Source organism: Variovorax sp. J22P240 (assembly GCF_030316855.1).
Taxonomy (GTDB): Bacteria; Pseudomonadota; Gammaproteobacteria; order Burkholderiales; family Burkholderiaceae_C; genus Variovorax.
In genome coordinates, this window is the sequence record NZ_JASZYR010000005.1 from 102,520 (window position 1) to 115,260 (window position 12,741).

At 67.5% G+C, this 12,741-nt stretch carries 11 protein-coding genes; 5 read left to right on the forward strand and 6 right to left on the reverse strand.

Annotated elements, in window-relative coordinates; translation table 11 throughout:
• Positions 1-4 precede the first annotated feature (4 nt).
• Both QTI24_RS15320 and QTI24_RS15325 read left to right on the forward strand, forming a co-directional pair.
• Positions 5-3,307, forward strand: a complete 3,303-nt coding sequence (locus QTI24_RS15320) for a carboxyl transferase domain-containing protein (RefSeq protein ID WP_286601545.1) — start codon at positions 5-7, stop codon at positions 3,305-3,307.
• Positions 3,308-3,417: 110 nt separating this feature from the next.
• Positions 3,418-3,792 carry a YXWGXW repeat-containing protein gene (locus QTI24_RS15325; protein ID WP_286601546.1) on the forward strand — a complete coding sequence of 125 codons (375 nt, stop codon included), beginning with the start codon at positions 3,418-3,420 and terminating at the stop codon, positions 3,790-3,792.
• 60 nt (positions 3,793-3,852) lie between these two features.
• Here QTI24_RS15325 and QTI24_RS15330 read toward each other — a convergent pair whose 3' ends face one another.
• The 4 genes from QTI24_RS15330 to QTI24_RS15345 are packed head-to-tail and all read right to left on the reverse strand — an operon-like array spanning position 3,853 to position 7,384.
• On the reverse strand, positions 3,853-4,578 hold the full coding sequence (locus QTI24_RS15330; protein WP_286601547.1) for an LrgB family protein: 726 nt from the start codon (positions 4,576-4,578) through the stop codon (positions 3,853-3,855).
• Positions 4,579-4,582: 4 nt separating this feature from the next.
• On the reverse strand, positions 4,583-4,930 hold the full coding sequence (locus QTI24_RS15335) for a CidA/LrgA family protein (RefSeq protein WP_286601548.1): 348 nt from the start codon (positions 4,928-4,930) through the stop codon (positions 4,583-4,585).
• Positions 4,931-4,943: 13 nt separating this feature from the next.
• Positions 4,944-6,449 carry an FAD-linked oxidase C-terminal domain-containing protein gene (locus tag QTI24_RS15340; RefSeq protein WP_286601550.1) on the reverse strand — a complete coding sequence of 502 codons (1,506 nt, stop codon included), beginning with the start codon at positions 6,447-6,449 and terminating at the stop codon, positions 4,944-4,946.
• Positions 6,446-7,384 (reverse strand): LysR family transcriptional regulator, encoded by a 939-nt coding sequence (locus tag QTI24_RS15345; protein WP_286601552.1) that lies wholly within the window; start codon positions 7,382-7,384, stop codon positions 6,446-6,448. Before QTI24_RS15345 ends, QTI24_RS15340 begins: the two co-directional genes overlap by 4 nt.
• A gap of 158 nt (positions 7,385-7,542) precedes the next feature.
• On the opposite strand from QTI24_RS15345, the gene QTI24_RS15350 reads away from it, so the two are divergent.
• Both QTI24_RS15350 and QTI24_RS15355 read left to right on the forward strand, forming a co-directional pair.
• The gene (locus QTI24_RS15350) at positions 7,543-8,607 is read left to right on the forward strand and encodes an Ldh family oxidoreductase (RefSeq protein ID WP_286601553.1); all 1,065 of its coding nucleotides are present in this window, start codon (positions 7,543-7,545) and stop codon (positions 8,605-8,607) included.
• A gap of 40 nt (positions 8,608-8,647) precedes the next feature.
• Entirely contained in the window at positions 8,648-9,619 is a 972-nt protein-coding gene (locus QTI24_RS15355) for a Bug family tripartite tricarboxylate transporter substrate binding protein (RefSeq protein WP_286601554.1), read from the forward strand.
• Between the two features lie 10 nt (positions 9,620-9,629).
• Here the strand turns inward: QTI24_RS15355 and purU are convergent, their stop codons facing one another.
• A complete protein-coding gene (gene purU / locus QTI24_RS15360; RefSeq protein WP_286601555.1) occupies positions 9,630-10,475 on the reverse strand; it encodes a formyltetrahydrofolate deformylase in 846 nt (281 codons plus the stop codon).
• 89 nt (positions 10,476-10,564) lie between these two features.
• Here purU and aptA point away from each other — a divergent pair, with 89 nt between their 5' ends.
• The gene (aptA, locus tag QTI24_RS15365; RefSeq protein ID WP_286601556.1) at positions 10,565-11,899 is read left to right on the forward strand and encodes an omega-aminotransferase AptA; all 1,335 of its coding nucleotides are present in this window, start codon (positions 10,565-10,567) and stop codon (positions 11,897-11,899) included.
• Here aptA and QTI24_RS15370 read toward each other — a convergent pair.
• Positions 11,883-12,668, reverse strand: a complete 786-nt coding sequence (locus QTI24_RS15370) for a ChaN family lipoprotein (protein WP_286601557.1) — start codon at positions 12,666-12,668, stop codon at positions 11,883-11,885. The genes aptA and QTI24_RS15370 overlap by 17 nt on opposite strands.
• Positions 12,669-12,741: the final 73 nt, after the last annotated feature.

Sequence of the window (12,741 nt, forward strand, 5' to 3'; positions counted from 1 at the left end):
CCGGATGATGAAGAAAGTCCTGATTGCCAACCGCGGCGAGATCGCCGTGCGGCTGGTGCGCGCGTTGCGCGATCTCGGCATTGCGAGCGTTGCCGTCCATGCGAGGGACGATGCCGCCGCGCTGCACGTGCAGCTGGCCGACACGGCTATGGCTTTGGGCGCTACCGGCCCTTCCGCCTACCTCGACACCGCCGCGCTGATCGCCATCGCGCGCGAACACGGGTGCGACGCGGTGCACCCCGGCTATGGATTCCTGAGCGAGCGTGCCGACTTCGCGCAGTCCTGCGCGCAGGCAGGCTTGCGCTTCATCGGTCCCACTCCCGAGCAACTCGCTCTGTTCGGCGACAAGGCCCGCGCGCGTGCGCTGGCCGAGCAATGCGACGTGCCGGTGATGCCGGGCAGCGCCGGCGCCGTGACCTTGGCTGAGGCGCAGGCGTTCTTCGCCGCGCAGCAGGCTGAAGGCGCCGGCGTGATGGTCAAGGCCATCGGCGGCGGCGGCGGACGCGGCATGCGGGCCGTGTTGAACGCCTCCGACCTGACCGAAGCGCACGCGCGCTGCATGTCGGAAGCCAAGGCGGCCTTCGGTGTCGAAGGCGTCTATGTCGAGCGCCTGATGCGCAATGCGCGACACATCGAAGTGCAGGTGCTGGGTGACGGTCGCGCGGTGGCGAGCCTGGGCGAGCGCGAGTGCACGCTGCAGCGTCGTTTTCAGAAACTGGTCGAGATCGCACCGAGCCCTTCACTGCCCGAGCCGCTGCGCGATCAGGTCACGCAGGCTGCGTTGCGCATGGCGAAGGCCGTCGGCTACCAGAGCCTGGGCACCTTCGAATTCCTGGTCGACGAGCATTCGGCGACGCTGCCCTTCGTGTTCATCGAGGCCAATCCGCGCCTGCAGGTCGAGCACACGGTGACCGAGGCGGTCACGGGGCTCGACCTGGTCCAGTTGCAGATCGGCGTCGCGAACGGCCAGACGCTGGCGGACCTGGGCATCGATACCCAACGCACCGCACCACAGCGCGGCTTCGCGGTGCAATGGCGGATCAATGCCGAGACACTCGATGCGCAAGGCAATGCGCGGCCCTCCGGTGGCACGCTGGCACGTTTCGACTTGCCGGCCGGTCCGGGTGTGCGTGTCGACTCGCACGGCTACGCGGGCCTCGCGCCCTCGCCGCACTACGACACGCTGCTGGCCAAGCTGATCGTTCATTCTTCGTCGCCGCGCTTTGCGGACGTGGTGCGGCGTTCGCTGCGCGCGCTCGAGGAATGTCACATCGACGGCATCGCGACCAACCTGGCATTGCTGCGCGCGATCGCGACGCGGCCTGAGTTCGAGACGCAGGCGGTGCATACGCGCTTCGTTGAGGCCCACCTGGCCGATCTGCTGGCGGCTGCCGCGCACATCGACGATGCGGCTTCGAGAGTCGCCCGACCGGCCGCATCCCGAAGCGAGGCAGCGGCAGCTCCGCAGGAGGATGACGACGGCCTCATCGTCAAGGCGCCGATGCCTGCCAAGCTGGTTCAGCTCGAAGTGGATGTCGGCGACATCGTGCCGGCCGGGGCGCAACTCGGCGTGCTCGAAGCGATGAAGATGGAGCACCTGCTGCACGCGCCGTCCGCGGGCCGCGTGGTCGCCTTGCTGGCGCAGCCCGGCGACTACCTGGTCGAAGGACAGTCGCTGGTCAAGCTGGAGGCGGTGGACGCGCACGCGGTCGAAGCCGAAGCACATGCCGAGCGCGATCTCGATGAGATCCGCCCCGATCTCCAGAAGGTGATCGATCGCCACGCGCCGACGCTCGATGCCAACCGGGCCGCTGCAGTCGCAAAGCGTCAGGCCCAAGGCGGCCGCACCGCGCGCGCCAACATCGCCGACCTGTGCGAGCTGGCCGACGATCCCGGCAACTTCACCGAATACGGCGCGCTCGCGATTGCGGCGCAGACGCGCCGCCGCGCGCTGGAGGACCTGATCGCCAACACGCCGGCGGATGGCATGGTGACCGGCATCGGCAGCATCAACGCGAAGCAGTTCGGGCCCGAGAAGGCGCGCTGCGTGGTCATGTCCTACGACTACACCGTGCTCGCGGGCACGCAGGGCATGCGCAACCATCACAAGACCGACCGCATGCTGGGGATCGCGCACCAACTGCAGTTGCCGGTGGTGCTCTTTGCCGAAGGCGGCGGCGGCCGGCCCGGCGACACCGACATGCCGATCGTCGCCGGCCTGAACAACCACACCTTCAGCCAGTTCGCGGCGCTCTCGGGCAAGGTGCCGGTGGTGGGCATCGTGCACGGGCGCTGCTTCGCGGGCAACGCGGCGCTGCTGGGTTGCGCGGACGTGATCATCGCCACCGAGGCCAGCAACATCGGCATGAGCGGCCCCGCGATGATCGAAGGCGGTGGCCTCGGCACCTTCGCGCCGGAGCAGATCGGGCCCAGCAGCGTGCAGTCGCGCAATGGCGTGATCGACATTCTCGTGAAGGACGAAGCGCACGCTGTCGCTGCCGCCAAGCAGTACATCTCGTATTTCCAGGGGCCGACGAGCGACTGGGAATGCGCCGACCAGCGTGCATTGCGCCATGCCGTGCCCGAGAACCGGCTGCGCGTCTATGACGCGCGCGCTGCGATGCAGGGTGTCGTCGACACGGGATCGATGCTCGAACTGCGCGCAGGCTTCGGCGCCGGCATCGTGACGGCGCTGGCGCGCATCGAGGGCAAGCCTGTCGGCCTGCTGGCGAACAACCCGCACCACCTCGGCGGTGCGATCGACGTGGAGGCCGCCGACAAGGCCGCGCGCTTCATGCAGCTTTGCAACGCGCACGGACTGCCGCTGGTGTCGCTGTGCGACACGCCGGGCTTCATGGTCGGCCCCGAGATCGAGGCGCAGGCGCAGGTGCGCCATGTGTGCCGCATGTTCATGGTGGCTTCGCACTTGCGCGTGCCCTTCTTCGCCGTGGTGCTGCGCAAGGGCTACGGGCTCGGCGCGCAGGCAATGACGGCGGGCGGCTTCGATGCACCGGTGTTCACCGTTGCGTGGCCCACCGGTGAGTTCGGTGCCATGGGGCTCGAAGGCGCGGTGCGTCTCGGCTTCCGCAAGGAACTCGAAGCCGCTGCAGAAGGTGCTGAACGCGATGCGCTGTTCAAAAAGCTGGTCGCGCAGCAGTACGCGAACGGCGAGGCGATCCACATGGCGCAGACGCTGGAGATCGATGCCGTGATCGATCCGGCCGACACGCGGGCATGGCTGGTGCGAGGGCTCGCTTCGTCCGCAGCCGCTCGGCGGCCGGCCACCGCGTACGTCGACACCTGGTAAAGCGCCGCAAGAAGGGCCGACACAGCTCTACACAACACTTCGCTCGCGGCTTACAAGCAGTTCACATGGGGCAGGGAGGATGAAGCTTCCAACAACTCAAAGGAGTACCCATGAAAAAACTCGCAGTCACTCTCGCGATGGGCGCCGCTTCCCTGCTGTCGCTCAGCGCCGTGATGGTGCCGACCGCGGCACAGGCGCAGGCCGTGGTCTCGGTCCGCGTGGCGCCGCCGCCTGCGCGCCATGAGCACGTTCCGCCGCCGCGTCCGGGCTATGTGTGGGCTCCCGGCCACTACGAGTGGAATCACGGTCGCTATGTCTGGAACCGTGGCAACTGGATGCGTGCAAGGGAAGGCTATGCCTACCGAGCGCCGCAATGGCGTGAGAAGGGCGGCCACTGGGAATACCAGGCGGGCCGCTGGGACAACGATGGCGATGGCGTGCCGAATCGGTACGACCGCAAGCCGAACAATCCGTCCCGAAGCTGAGGCTTCAGGCTTAGTGGAAAAGCCGGCCATGCGCAATGCATGGGCCGGCTTCTTTGTGTCTCAGAAGAGCTTGAACACCAGCGGCATCAGCAGCGCCGCAAGCACCACTTGCATCCCCAGCGCCAGACCTGCATAGGCGCCGGCATCCGCATCGACGTGGAGCGCCCGGGCCGCGCCGATGCCGTGAGCGGCTGTGCCCAGACCGAAGCCGCGCGCTGCATACCCTTGGGCGCTGGTGCTGATGCGGAGCGCGTCGAAAAGGTACTTGCCCGACAGCGCGCCGATCATGCCGGTGAGCACCGCGAACACGGCCGAGAGCGCGGGAATTCCGCCGATCTTCTCCGCAATGCCCATGGCCACCGGCGCCGTCACCGACTTGGGCGCGAGCGACAGCACGACGTCGTGCGGCAAGCCCATCGCCCAGCCGAGCGCCACTGCGGATCCGCCTGCGGCCGTGCCGCCGAGCAGCGATGCGAGCACCAGCCGGCCGAAGCGCGCGCGCAGCTCCGCGCGTCGCTGCCACAGCGGCCATGCCAATGCGACCACGGCCGGCCCGAGCAGGAAGTGAATGAACTGCGCGCCCGCGAAGTAAGTCTGATAGTCCACTCGCGTGAGCAGCAGCCCGCTCGCCAGCACGACCACCGACCACAGCACCGGATTGGCCCAGGGCGCCCCGCCAGCCCTCGTGTACGCCGCGTTGGCGAGCAAGTAAACGACCAAGGTCGCGGTCAACCCGAACAGCGGCGTGGCGGAAAGATAGATCCAAAGTTCGACGAAGCGTGGCATGCCGTCAGGCCTCCAGCTTGCGGTCGGGCCAGTAGAGCACCAGCGCGGTCACGGCCAGCCCGATCCACGTCGACAGCGCAATGATGACCAGCATGCGCCCGCCGTACTGGCCGAGCAGCGCGAGGTGCGTCATCACGCCCACGCCGACCGGCACGAAGAGCAGCGAGAGATGCGTGAGCAGAAAGCCAGCGCATTCGGCCACTGGTTTGCGCACCACCTCGAAGCGAAGGCCCGCCAGCATCAGCATCATGCCGAGCACCGGTCCGGGGAGAGGAAGTGAAAGGCCTCTCGAAAGGAGTTCGCCAATCGACTGGAACACCAGCAGCCAGGCCATGCCGCGCAAGCCATTCATCGAGTGAGACCTTTCAGAAGCGGGGGAGGTCGGCGAAAGGCTGCACCTGTCCGCCACGGAACACCTGCTTGCCGTACTCCGCGCAGCGTTGCAGCGTCGGGATGACCTTGCCGGGGTTCAACAGGCCCGTTGCATCGAAGGCGCGCTTGACGCCGAACATTTGCTCGTTCTCGGCCGCGGTGAATTGCACGCACATGCTGTTGAGCTTCTCGACGCCCACGCCGTGCTCGCCCGACACCGTGCCGCCCATCGCTACGCTGGTCTCCAGGATGTCCGCGCCGAAGAGTTCGCAGCGGTGCAGTTCGTCCGGGTCGTTGGCATCGAAGAGCACCAGCGGATGGAGGTTGCCGTCGCCCGCATGAAAGACGTTGCAGCAGCGCAGGTTGTATTTCTTCTCCATCTGCTGGATGGCGAGCAGGATGTCGGCCAGGCGCTTGCGCGGAATGGTCGAGTCCAGGCACATGTAGTCGGGGCTGATCCGGCCGGAGGCAGGGAAGGCGTTCTTCCGGCCACTCCAGAATTTGAGGCGCTCGTCCTCGTTCTCGCTCACCGCGATGGCGGTCGCGCCGCAGCCGCGCAGCACGTCGGTCATGCGGCCGATCTCCTCCTCGACTTCCTCGGGCGTGCCGTCGGATTCGCACAGCAGGATCGCTGCGGCCTCGAGGTCGTAGCCCGCGCGCACGAAATCCTCGACCGCGGCGGTCATCGGCTTGTCCATCATCTCCAGGCCGGCGGGGATGATGCCGGCGGCGATCACCGCGGCCACGGCGTCACCGGCTTTGCGCACGTCGTCGAAGCTGGCCATGATGCAGCGCGCCAGTTGCGGCTTGGGCACGAGCTTGACCGTGACTTCGGTCGTCACGGCCAGCATGCCTTCGCTGCCGATCACCAGCGCCAGCAGGTCGAGTCCGGCGCAGTCGAGCGCCTCGCTGCCGAACTCGATGGGCTCGCCCTCGGCAGTGAAGCCGCGCACGCGCAGCACGTTGTGCAGGGTCAAGCCGTACTTGAGGCAGTGCACGCCGCCGGAGTTCTCCGCCACATTGCCGCCGATGGTGCAGGCGATCTGGCTCGAAGGATCGGGCGCGTAGTAGAGGCCGAAGGGCGCGGCCGCCTCGCTGATCGCGAGATTGCGCACGCCGCATTGAACGACCGCCGTGCGGCTGACCGGGTCGACCTTGAGGATGCGGTTGAACTTGGCAAGCGACAGTGTCACGCCCACCGCATTCGGCATCGCGCCGCCGGAGAGGCCGGTGCCCGCGCCGCGCGCCACGACCGGCACGCCGAGCGCATGGCAGGCCTTGAGCACGGCCTGTACCTGGGCCTCGTCTTCGGGCAGTGCGACCACCAGGGGCCTTTGCCGGTAGGCGGTGAGGCCGTCGCATTCGTAGGGCGTGGTGTCTTCGTCGTTGGACAGGACTGCGTGCGACGGCAGCTTCGCGCGCAAGGCACTCACGACCTTGGCCTGAAGCTCCCTGCGGGAGGACGAAGCGACCGGGGGTTCGACTGTCTCGGTGTTCATGCCGCCATTGTGTACGTCCTGGTCGATGCAGGCGCCGATCCGAAGCTGAAAACACCGGCCGCAGCGAGCTTGCCCGCTTCGGCCCGCACCACGTCGGCCACAACAGCGATGGCGGAGTTCTGCGCCCGCTCGATGCGTGTGGCCAACATCAGCATGCGGTGCAATTGCACGCCGGAGACTTCCGACAGGCGCACGGTGTCCATGCGCTGTTCCTTGAAGACCGACACCGGCATGACGGTCGCCCACCGCCCCTGCAGCACCAATTCGCGGATGGCATCGACCGAGTCGATCTCGGCCTGGATGTTCAGGCGCGTCCCGAGCGGCGCAAGGGTGCGTTCGACGATGCCGCGATGCAGCCGCGTCATCAGCAGCGGGACCTTGGCCAGCGCGGCCAGCGGCACCACCGGCGGCATGTTGCGGTCCGAGGGCGTGATGAGCGCGAATGGCTCGGCCAGCAGCGGTTGGTGGGCGAGGGCGCGGTTGGGCTCGGGGTTGGTGAGCACGGCCATGTCGGTCAGCCCTCGCTCGAGGCTTTCGAGCAGTTGCGGCGTGAAAGCTTCGCGCACGACCAGCCGGATGCCGGCCAGGCCGTGGTGGCAGCGCTCGAACACGCCGGGCAGCAGGACGCGCGTGAGCGTGGGCGATACACCGAGCACGACAGTGGACTCGGCGGTCGCATCGCCGTTTGTCAGCAGTTGCCGCACGCGCGCCGATTCGGCCAGCATGCGCTGGGCCGACTCATAGAGCGTGGCGCCTTCCTGCGTCAGCCGCACGCCGCGCGGGCCGCGCTGCAGCAACTGCACGCCCAGTTCCGACTCCAGGTCCCGCAGCTGGCGCGTCAGCGCGGACTGGGCGATCGACAGCGCAGCGGCCGCCGCCGTGAAGCCGCCGGCATCCGCGATGGCGACGAAATAGCGCAGGGTGCGAAGGTTCATGGGATCTCGCCGGTGGTTCGAGCAATCGCAGAATGATATGGCTGCGAACCGATTCGGCATTGGACGCTGGTGCGCCTCTTACCTAGACTGCGTCCGAAATCAGCAGCACGGAGACAAGACCGGGGCGCGGCGCACGCGCAGCAACCCTGCCGCGACGAATGACGACCGATAGCAAAAGCATATGGATTCCCAGTGAGCGCCTTGAGCGTTTCACCGCCGCCGCGCTGGTGCGTGTCGGCCTGCCAGCCGCCGACGCCGACTGCGTCGCCGGGCTCATGGCCGAGGCCGACCTGCAGGGCTCGGACGGCCACGGCATCATTCGCCTCCCGCAGTACGTGCAGCGCATCGAGGCGGGCGGCATCAATGTCCGACCGGATATTCGCGTGGTCGAGGAGCGTGCCGCCATGGCGGTGGTGGACGGCGACAACGGCATGGGGCATCTGGTGGTGTCGCGGGCGGTCCGCATCGCGATCGAGAAGGCGCGCAACGCGGGCGTCGCCTGGGTGGGCACGCGCCACAGCAATCATGCAGGGCCGGCCTCGCTCTACGCGCGCATGCCGGTGGCGCACGACATGATCGGGCTGTACTTCGCCGTCGGCAACGCCAACCACCTGCCGCCGTGGGGCGGCATGGAGATGCTGCTGTCGACCAATCCGATAGCCGCCGGCATTCCCGCCGGCGAAGAGCCCGCCGTGGTGCTGGACATGGCGACCACTGTCGCCGCCTACGGCAAGGTCAAGGCCAAGGCGAAGCGCGGCGAGCCCATGCCCGAGGGCTGGATGATCGACCGCGAAGGGCGCCCGCTGACCGACCCTCGCCGCGCGCACGAGGGCTTCCTGATGCCCATCGGCGGCCACAAGGGGTATGGCCTGGCGCTCATCGTCGGGCTGCTGGCGGGCACGCTGCAAGGCGCTGCGATGGGGCGCGACCTCGTCGACTTCAACGCCGACCACGTCACACCCACCAACACCGGCCAAGCGATCCTGGTGATCGATCTCGCGGCCTTTGGCGGCGCAGGACCGTTCAAGGGCGCCGTCGACACCCTGGTGCGTGACATACGCAACAGCGAGCGCCTGCCGGGTGTCGAGCGCATCTGGCTGCCCGGCGAGCAGAGCCACGGCCGGCGAGCGGCGTACGAGAAGAGCGGCGTGCCGGTCGCGGCCGCGCTGGTCGACGACCTCGACCAACTGGCCGCGAGCCTCGGCATCCCCGGGTTACGCTGAACCGCGTCAGGTATTCAAAGAAGAAAGAACGGAGACACCCATGACATTCCTGCAACGCCTCCTGGCCGCCGTGTGGATCTGCACCGCGGCGGTGGCTGCTTCGGCGCAGCCGTCCTATCCGACCAAGCCGATCCGCATGGTGATCCCGCTCGCGGCGGGCAGCGCGGTGGACAATGGCGCGCGCGTGCTGACCCAGAAGATGGGTGTCGAACTGGGGCAGCCCTTCGTCCTGGAGAACATCCCCGGCTCCTCGGGCCTGATCGGCGCCGACCGCGTCGCGCACGCCGCGCCGGATGGGTACACCATCGGCGGCTTCAACGACAGCGTGCTGACAATGATCCCGCACATCTACCCCAAGGCGGGCTGGGATGCGCTGACCGATTTCGCGCCGATCTCGCTGGTCGGCACGATCGAGTGGGGCCTGGTGGTTCCGCCGGATTCGCCGCTGCGCACGGTGGAGGACTTCATCAAGGCCGCGAAGGCATCGCCTGGCAAGCTCAACTACGGCTCGGGCGGTAGCGGCAGCCCGCAGCACATCGCGATGGCGATGTTCGCCTCGCGTGCCGGCATCAACGTGACGCACGTTCCGTACAAGGGCGCGACGCCGGCGGCAGTCGCGGTGGCGGGCGGCGAAGTCGATGCGGCATTCCAGGGGCTGGGAACCGTCACCTCGCTGATCCAGGGCGGCAAGCTGCGCCTGCTGGCGGTGTCGACGTCGAAGCGCCTGCCCCAGTACCCCAACGTGCCGACCGTGGCCGAGTCCGGCTTGCCGGACTTCTATTTCAACTCGTGGTTCGCGATGGTCGCGCCCAAGGGCACGCCCAAGGAGATCATCGATCGGCTGCATGCTGCCATGCGCAGTGCGTTGGATGATCCGGACACCAACGCCAAGCTCGTCGGCCTGGGCATCACCGTGCGCGGGACCTCGCCGGAGGATTTCGGTCGCGCGATCGGCGAGCAGTACGCGCTCTACCGCAAGGTGATCCAGGCGAACAACATCAAGGCCGACTGAGCGGGCAGGCTCAGCGGAAAACCACCGTCCGGTGGCCGTTCAGCAGCACGCGATGCTCGCTGTGCCACTTGACGGCGCGCGCCAGCACCTGGCTCTCGGTGTCGCGGCCGCGTGCGGTCAGGTCTTCGACCGTGTCGGTGTGGTCGGCGCGCTCCACGTCCTGCTCGATGATCGGGCCCTCGTCGAGGTCGGCCGTCACGTAGTGGGCGGTGGCGCCGATCAACTTCACTCCGCGGTCATGCGCCTGGTAATAGGGCTTGGCGCCCTTGAAGCTGGGCAGGAAGGAGTGGTGGATGTTGATGGCCCGGCCCGCCAGCTGGGTGCAGAGATCGTTGCTCAGGATCTGCATGTAGCGCGCCAGCACCACCAGTTCGGCGCCTTCGGCCTCGATGATTTCCAACTGCTTCGCTTCACCCTGCGCCTTGGTCGCGGCCGTCACCGGGATGTGGTGGAAGGGCACGTTGTAGCTGGCCGCGAGTTGATAGAAGTCGCGGTGGTTCGAGATGATGGCGCGCACGTCGATGGCCAGCAGGCCGCTCTTCCATCGGAACAGCAGGTCGTTGAGGCAGTGGCCTTCCTTGCTGACCAGGATGACGGTCTTCATCGGTTCGGCGGCCGCATGCAGCTTCCAGCGCATGCCGAATTTCGAGGCGAGGTCGGCGATCTGCTCGCGCAGCGCGGCTTCGCTCTGGTCGCATGCAAAGCGCACGCGCATGAAGAACAGGCCCGTGCCGTGGTCGTTGTACTGCGCCGCTTCTTCGATATTGCCGCCGCGCTCGAGCAGGAAGCCGGAAACGGCATGGACGATGCCGGTGCGGTCGGGGCAGGAAAGGGTGAGGATGTACGCGGGATTCATAAGGGCGGCCATTGTCGCAGGCCCATCGTCGGGCGTCGCCGGTGCCAAAATGCCCTTTCCCAGCAAGAACGAACCCGCAGGAGCGATTCATGGCCTTCAACGACTTCAGCATGGACAACCAGTGGTTGCCCTTCACCCCCAATCGCCACTTCAAGAAGGACCCGCGGGTCTTCGTGGCCGCCGACGGGATGGAGTTCACCACGCACGACGGTCGCAAGGTGATCGATGGAATCTCTTCGCTGTGGTGCGTGGGTGCGGGCCATAACCGCAAGCCGATCAACGAGGCGATCAAGAAGCAGCTCGACACGCTCGATTACGCAACGGCCTTCCAGGTCAGCAACGACCGCGCCTTCCAGGCCGCCGAAATGATCGCCGCGATGGCGCCGGGCGACCTCAACAAGGTGCTGTTCTGCAATTCGGGCAGCGAGGCGGCGGATACCTCGCTGAAGGTCGCGCTGGCCTACCACCGCGCGCGCGGCGAAGGCCATCGCAATCTCTTCATCGGCCGCGAGAAGGGCTACCACGGCGTTGGGTTCGGCGGCATGTCGGTGGGCGGCATTCCGGGCAACCGCAAGGTGTTCGGCTCGGCCTTCCTGCCGCGCGTGGACCACATGCGTTTCATCCACGACCCGGCGAACCACGCCTACATCCACAACCAGGAGCCGGTGTGGGCCGAGGACCCGCTGGCCGACCTGGAGCAGCGCATCCTGCCGCTGCACGACCCGAGCAACGTCGCGGCGATCATCGTCGAGCCCATCGCGGGCTCGGCCGGCTGGTACGTGCCGCCCAAGGGCTACCTGCAGAAGCTGCGCGAGATCTGCGACAAGCACGGCATCCTGCTGATCTTCGACGAGGTCATCACCGGCTTCGGGCGCATGGGCACCAACTTCGCGTCGGACTACTACGGCGTGGTGCCGGACATGCTGAACTTCGCCAAGTGCGTCACCAACGGCGTGATTCCGCTGGGCGGCGTGATCTGCCGCGACAAGCTCTACGACGAAATGATGAACACCTCGGCGCCGGAGCACGTCGTCGAGTTCTTCCACGGGTACACCTACTCGGGCCATCCGGTCGCGTGCGCGGCCGCCATCGCGACGCTGGAGCTGTTCCAGAAGGAGCAGCTCTTCTCGCGCGCCGGCGAGATGGGCAAGGTGCTGGGCGATGCCTTCCACAGCACCTTCAAGGGGCTTCCGAACGTCATCGGCATTCGCAGCCTGGGGCTGGCGGCGGCGGTCGAACTCGCGCCGATCGCGGGCTCACCGGGCAAGCGCGCCTACGACGTCTTCCTGGATTGCTACCACAAGGGCGCGCTGGTGCGGCCGGCCGGCGACGTGCTGGTGATCGCGCCGCCGTACATCGTCGAGAAGTCGCACATCGACACGCTGGTCAATACGCTGGCCGATTCGATCAAGAAGTTCGCTTGACGCCGGCGCAGTAGTCCTTTTCAGGGAGCGCCGGGGTCGCCCAGACGGCGTCGAAGGCGCCGTCGGTGGCGTCGCCCAGCCCGGCCCGCATCCAAACCACCTTCACCGACACATCGGTCGGCAGGTGCTGCGGCACGCCCAGCCGCTTGTTGCTGTGGCCGGCGCCACTTATCAGCAGCACCGTCTTGCCGGGCTGCTTCGCCTTGACAACGGCCTGAGCCATCGCTCGGTCGCGCGCGATCTGGATACGGGTCATCGGGACGATTTGCGATTCGGGCAGGAGGTTGCAGTGGCCACTGCGCACGGCCTCGCGCTGGGCAGCGCGGGCGTCGTCGTTCAACTGCGCGTCGAGCGACACGTCGGCCATCGCGTCCTTCATGTGGGCGCGCTGCAGGTTGGCGCCGACCACGGGCACGCCCGCGCGCACCGCGGCCATCACCGCAGGGCCATAGGCGGCCCAGGACCAGCCCTTGTCGTTCCAGCTGAGCGCGGCCTGGACCTGCGCTTCGCTTGCATCTTTCGGCAGATGCGCGGTGCTGTTTCCTTCCTCCGCCATCTCGATCGCCAGCGCCGCCAGGCGTCCGCGTTCGGCCAGCGCCTCGACCGCTTCGCGTTCGATCACCTGGTGTTCGGAGGCGTCGTGCTGTTCGCCCAGCAGCAGTGCGTCGACCGGAAGCAGTACGGCGACGCGGCGGTCGGTCGGGGCATCTGCGGCGGGCGCGAAACCCGCGCAGCCGGAAAGCATTGCGATGCCGAGCAGCGGCGCCATGCAGGACAGCGTGAAAGAGCGTCGAAAAAGCATGCGGCCATACTAATGCCCCGGCCTGAGCGCTCCGCCGCCG

Coding starts and splice junctions, on each gene's coding strand:
- QTI24_RS15320 (WP_286601545.1), top strand. CDS start 5: ATGATGAAGAAAGTCCTGATTGCCAACCGCGGCGAGATCGCCGTGCGG.
- QTI24_RS15325 (WP_286601546.1), top strand. CDS start 3,418: ATGAAAAAACTCGCAGTCACTCTCGCGATGGGCGCCGCTTCCCTGCTG.
- QTI24_RS15330 (WP_286601547.1), bottom strand. CDS start 4,578: ATGCCACGCTTCGTCGAACTTTGGATCTATCTTTCCGCCACGCCGCTG.
- QTI24_RS15335 (WP_286601548.1), bottom strand. CDS start 4,930: ATGAATGGCTTGCGCGGCATGGCCTGGCTGCTGGTGTTCCAGTCGATT.
- QTI24_RS15340 (WP_286601550.1), bottom strand. CDS start 6,449: ATGAACACCGAGACAGTCGAACCCCCGGTCGCTTCGTCCTCCCGCAGG.
- QTI24_RS15345 (WP_286601552.1), bottom strand. CDS start 7,384: ATGAACCTTCGCACCCTGCGCTATTTCGTCGCCATCGCGGATGCCGGC.
- QTI24_RS15350 (WP_286601553.1), top strand. CDS start 7,543: ATGACGACCGATAGCAAAAGCATATGGATTCCCAGTGAGCGCCTTGAG.
- QTI24_RS15355 (WP_286601554.1), top strand. CDS start 8,648: ATGACATTCCTGCAACGCCTCCTGGCCGCCGTGTGGATCTGCACCGCG.
- purU (WP_286601555.1), bottom strand. CDS start 10,475: ATGAATCCCGCGTACATCCTCACCCTTTCCTGCCCCGACCGCACCGGC.
- aptA (WP_286601556.1), top strand. CDS start 10,565: ATGGCCTTCAACGACTTCAGCATGGACAACCAGTGGTTGCCCTTCACC.
- QTI24_RS15370 (WP_286601557.1), bottom strand. CDS start 12,668: ATGGCGCCGCTGCTCGGCATCGCAATGCTTTCCGGCTGCGCGGGTTTC.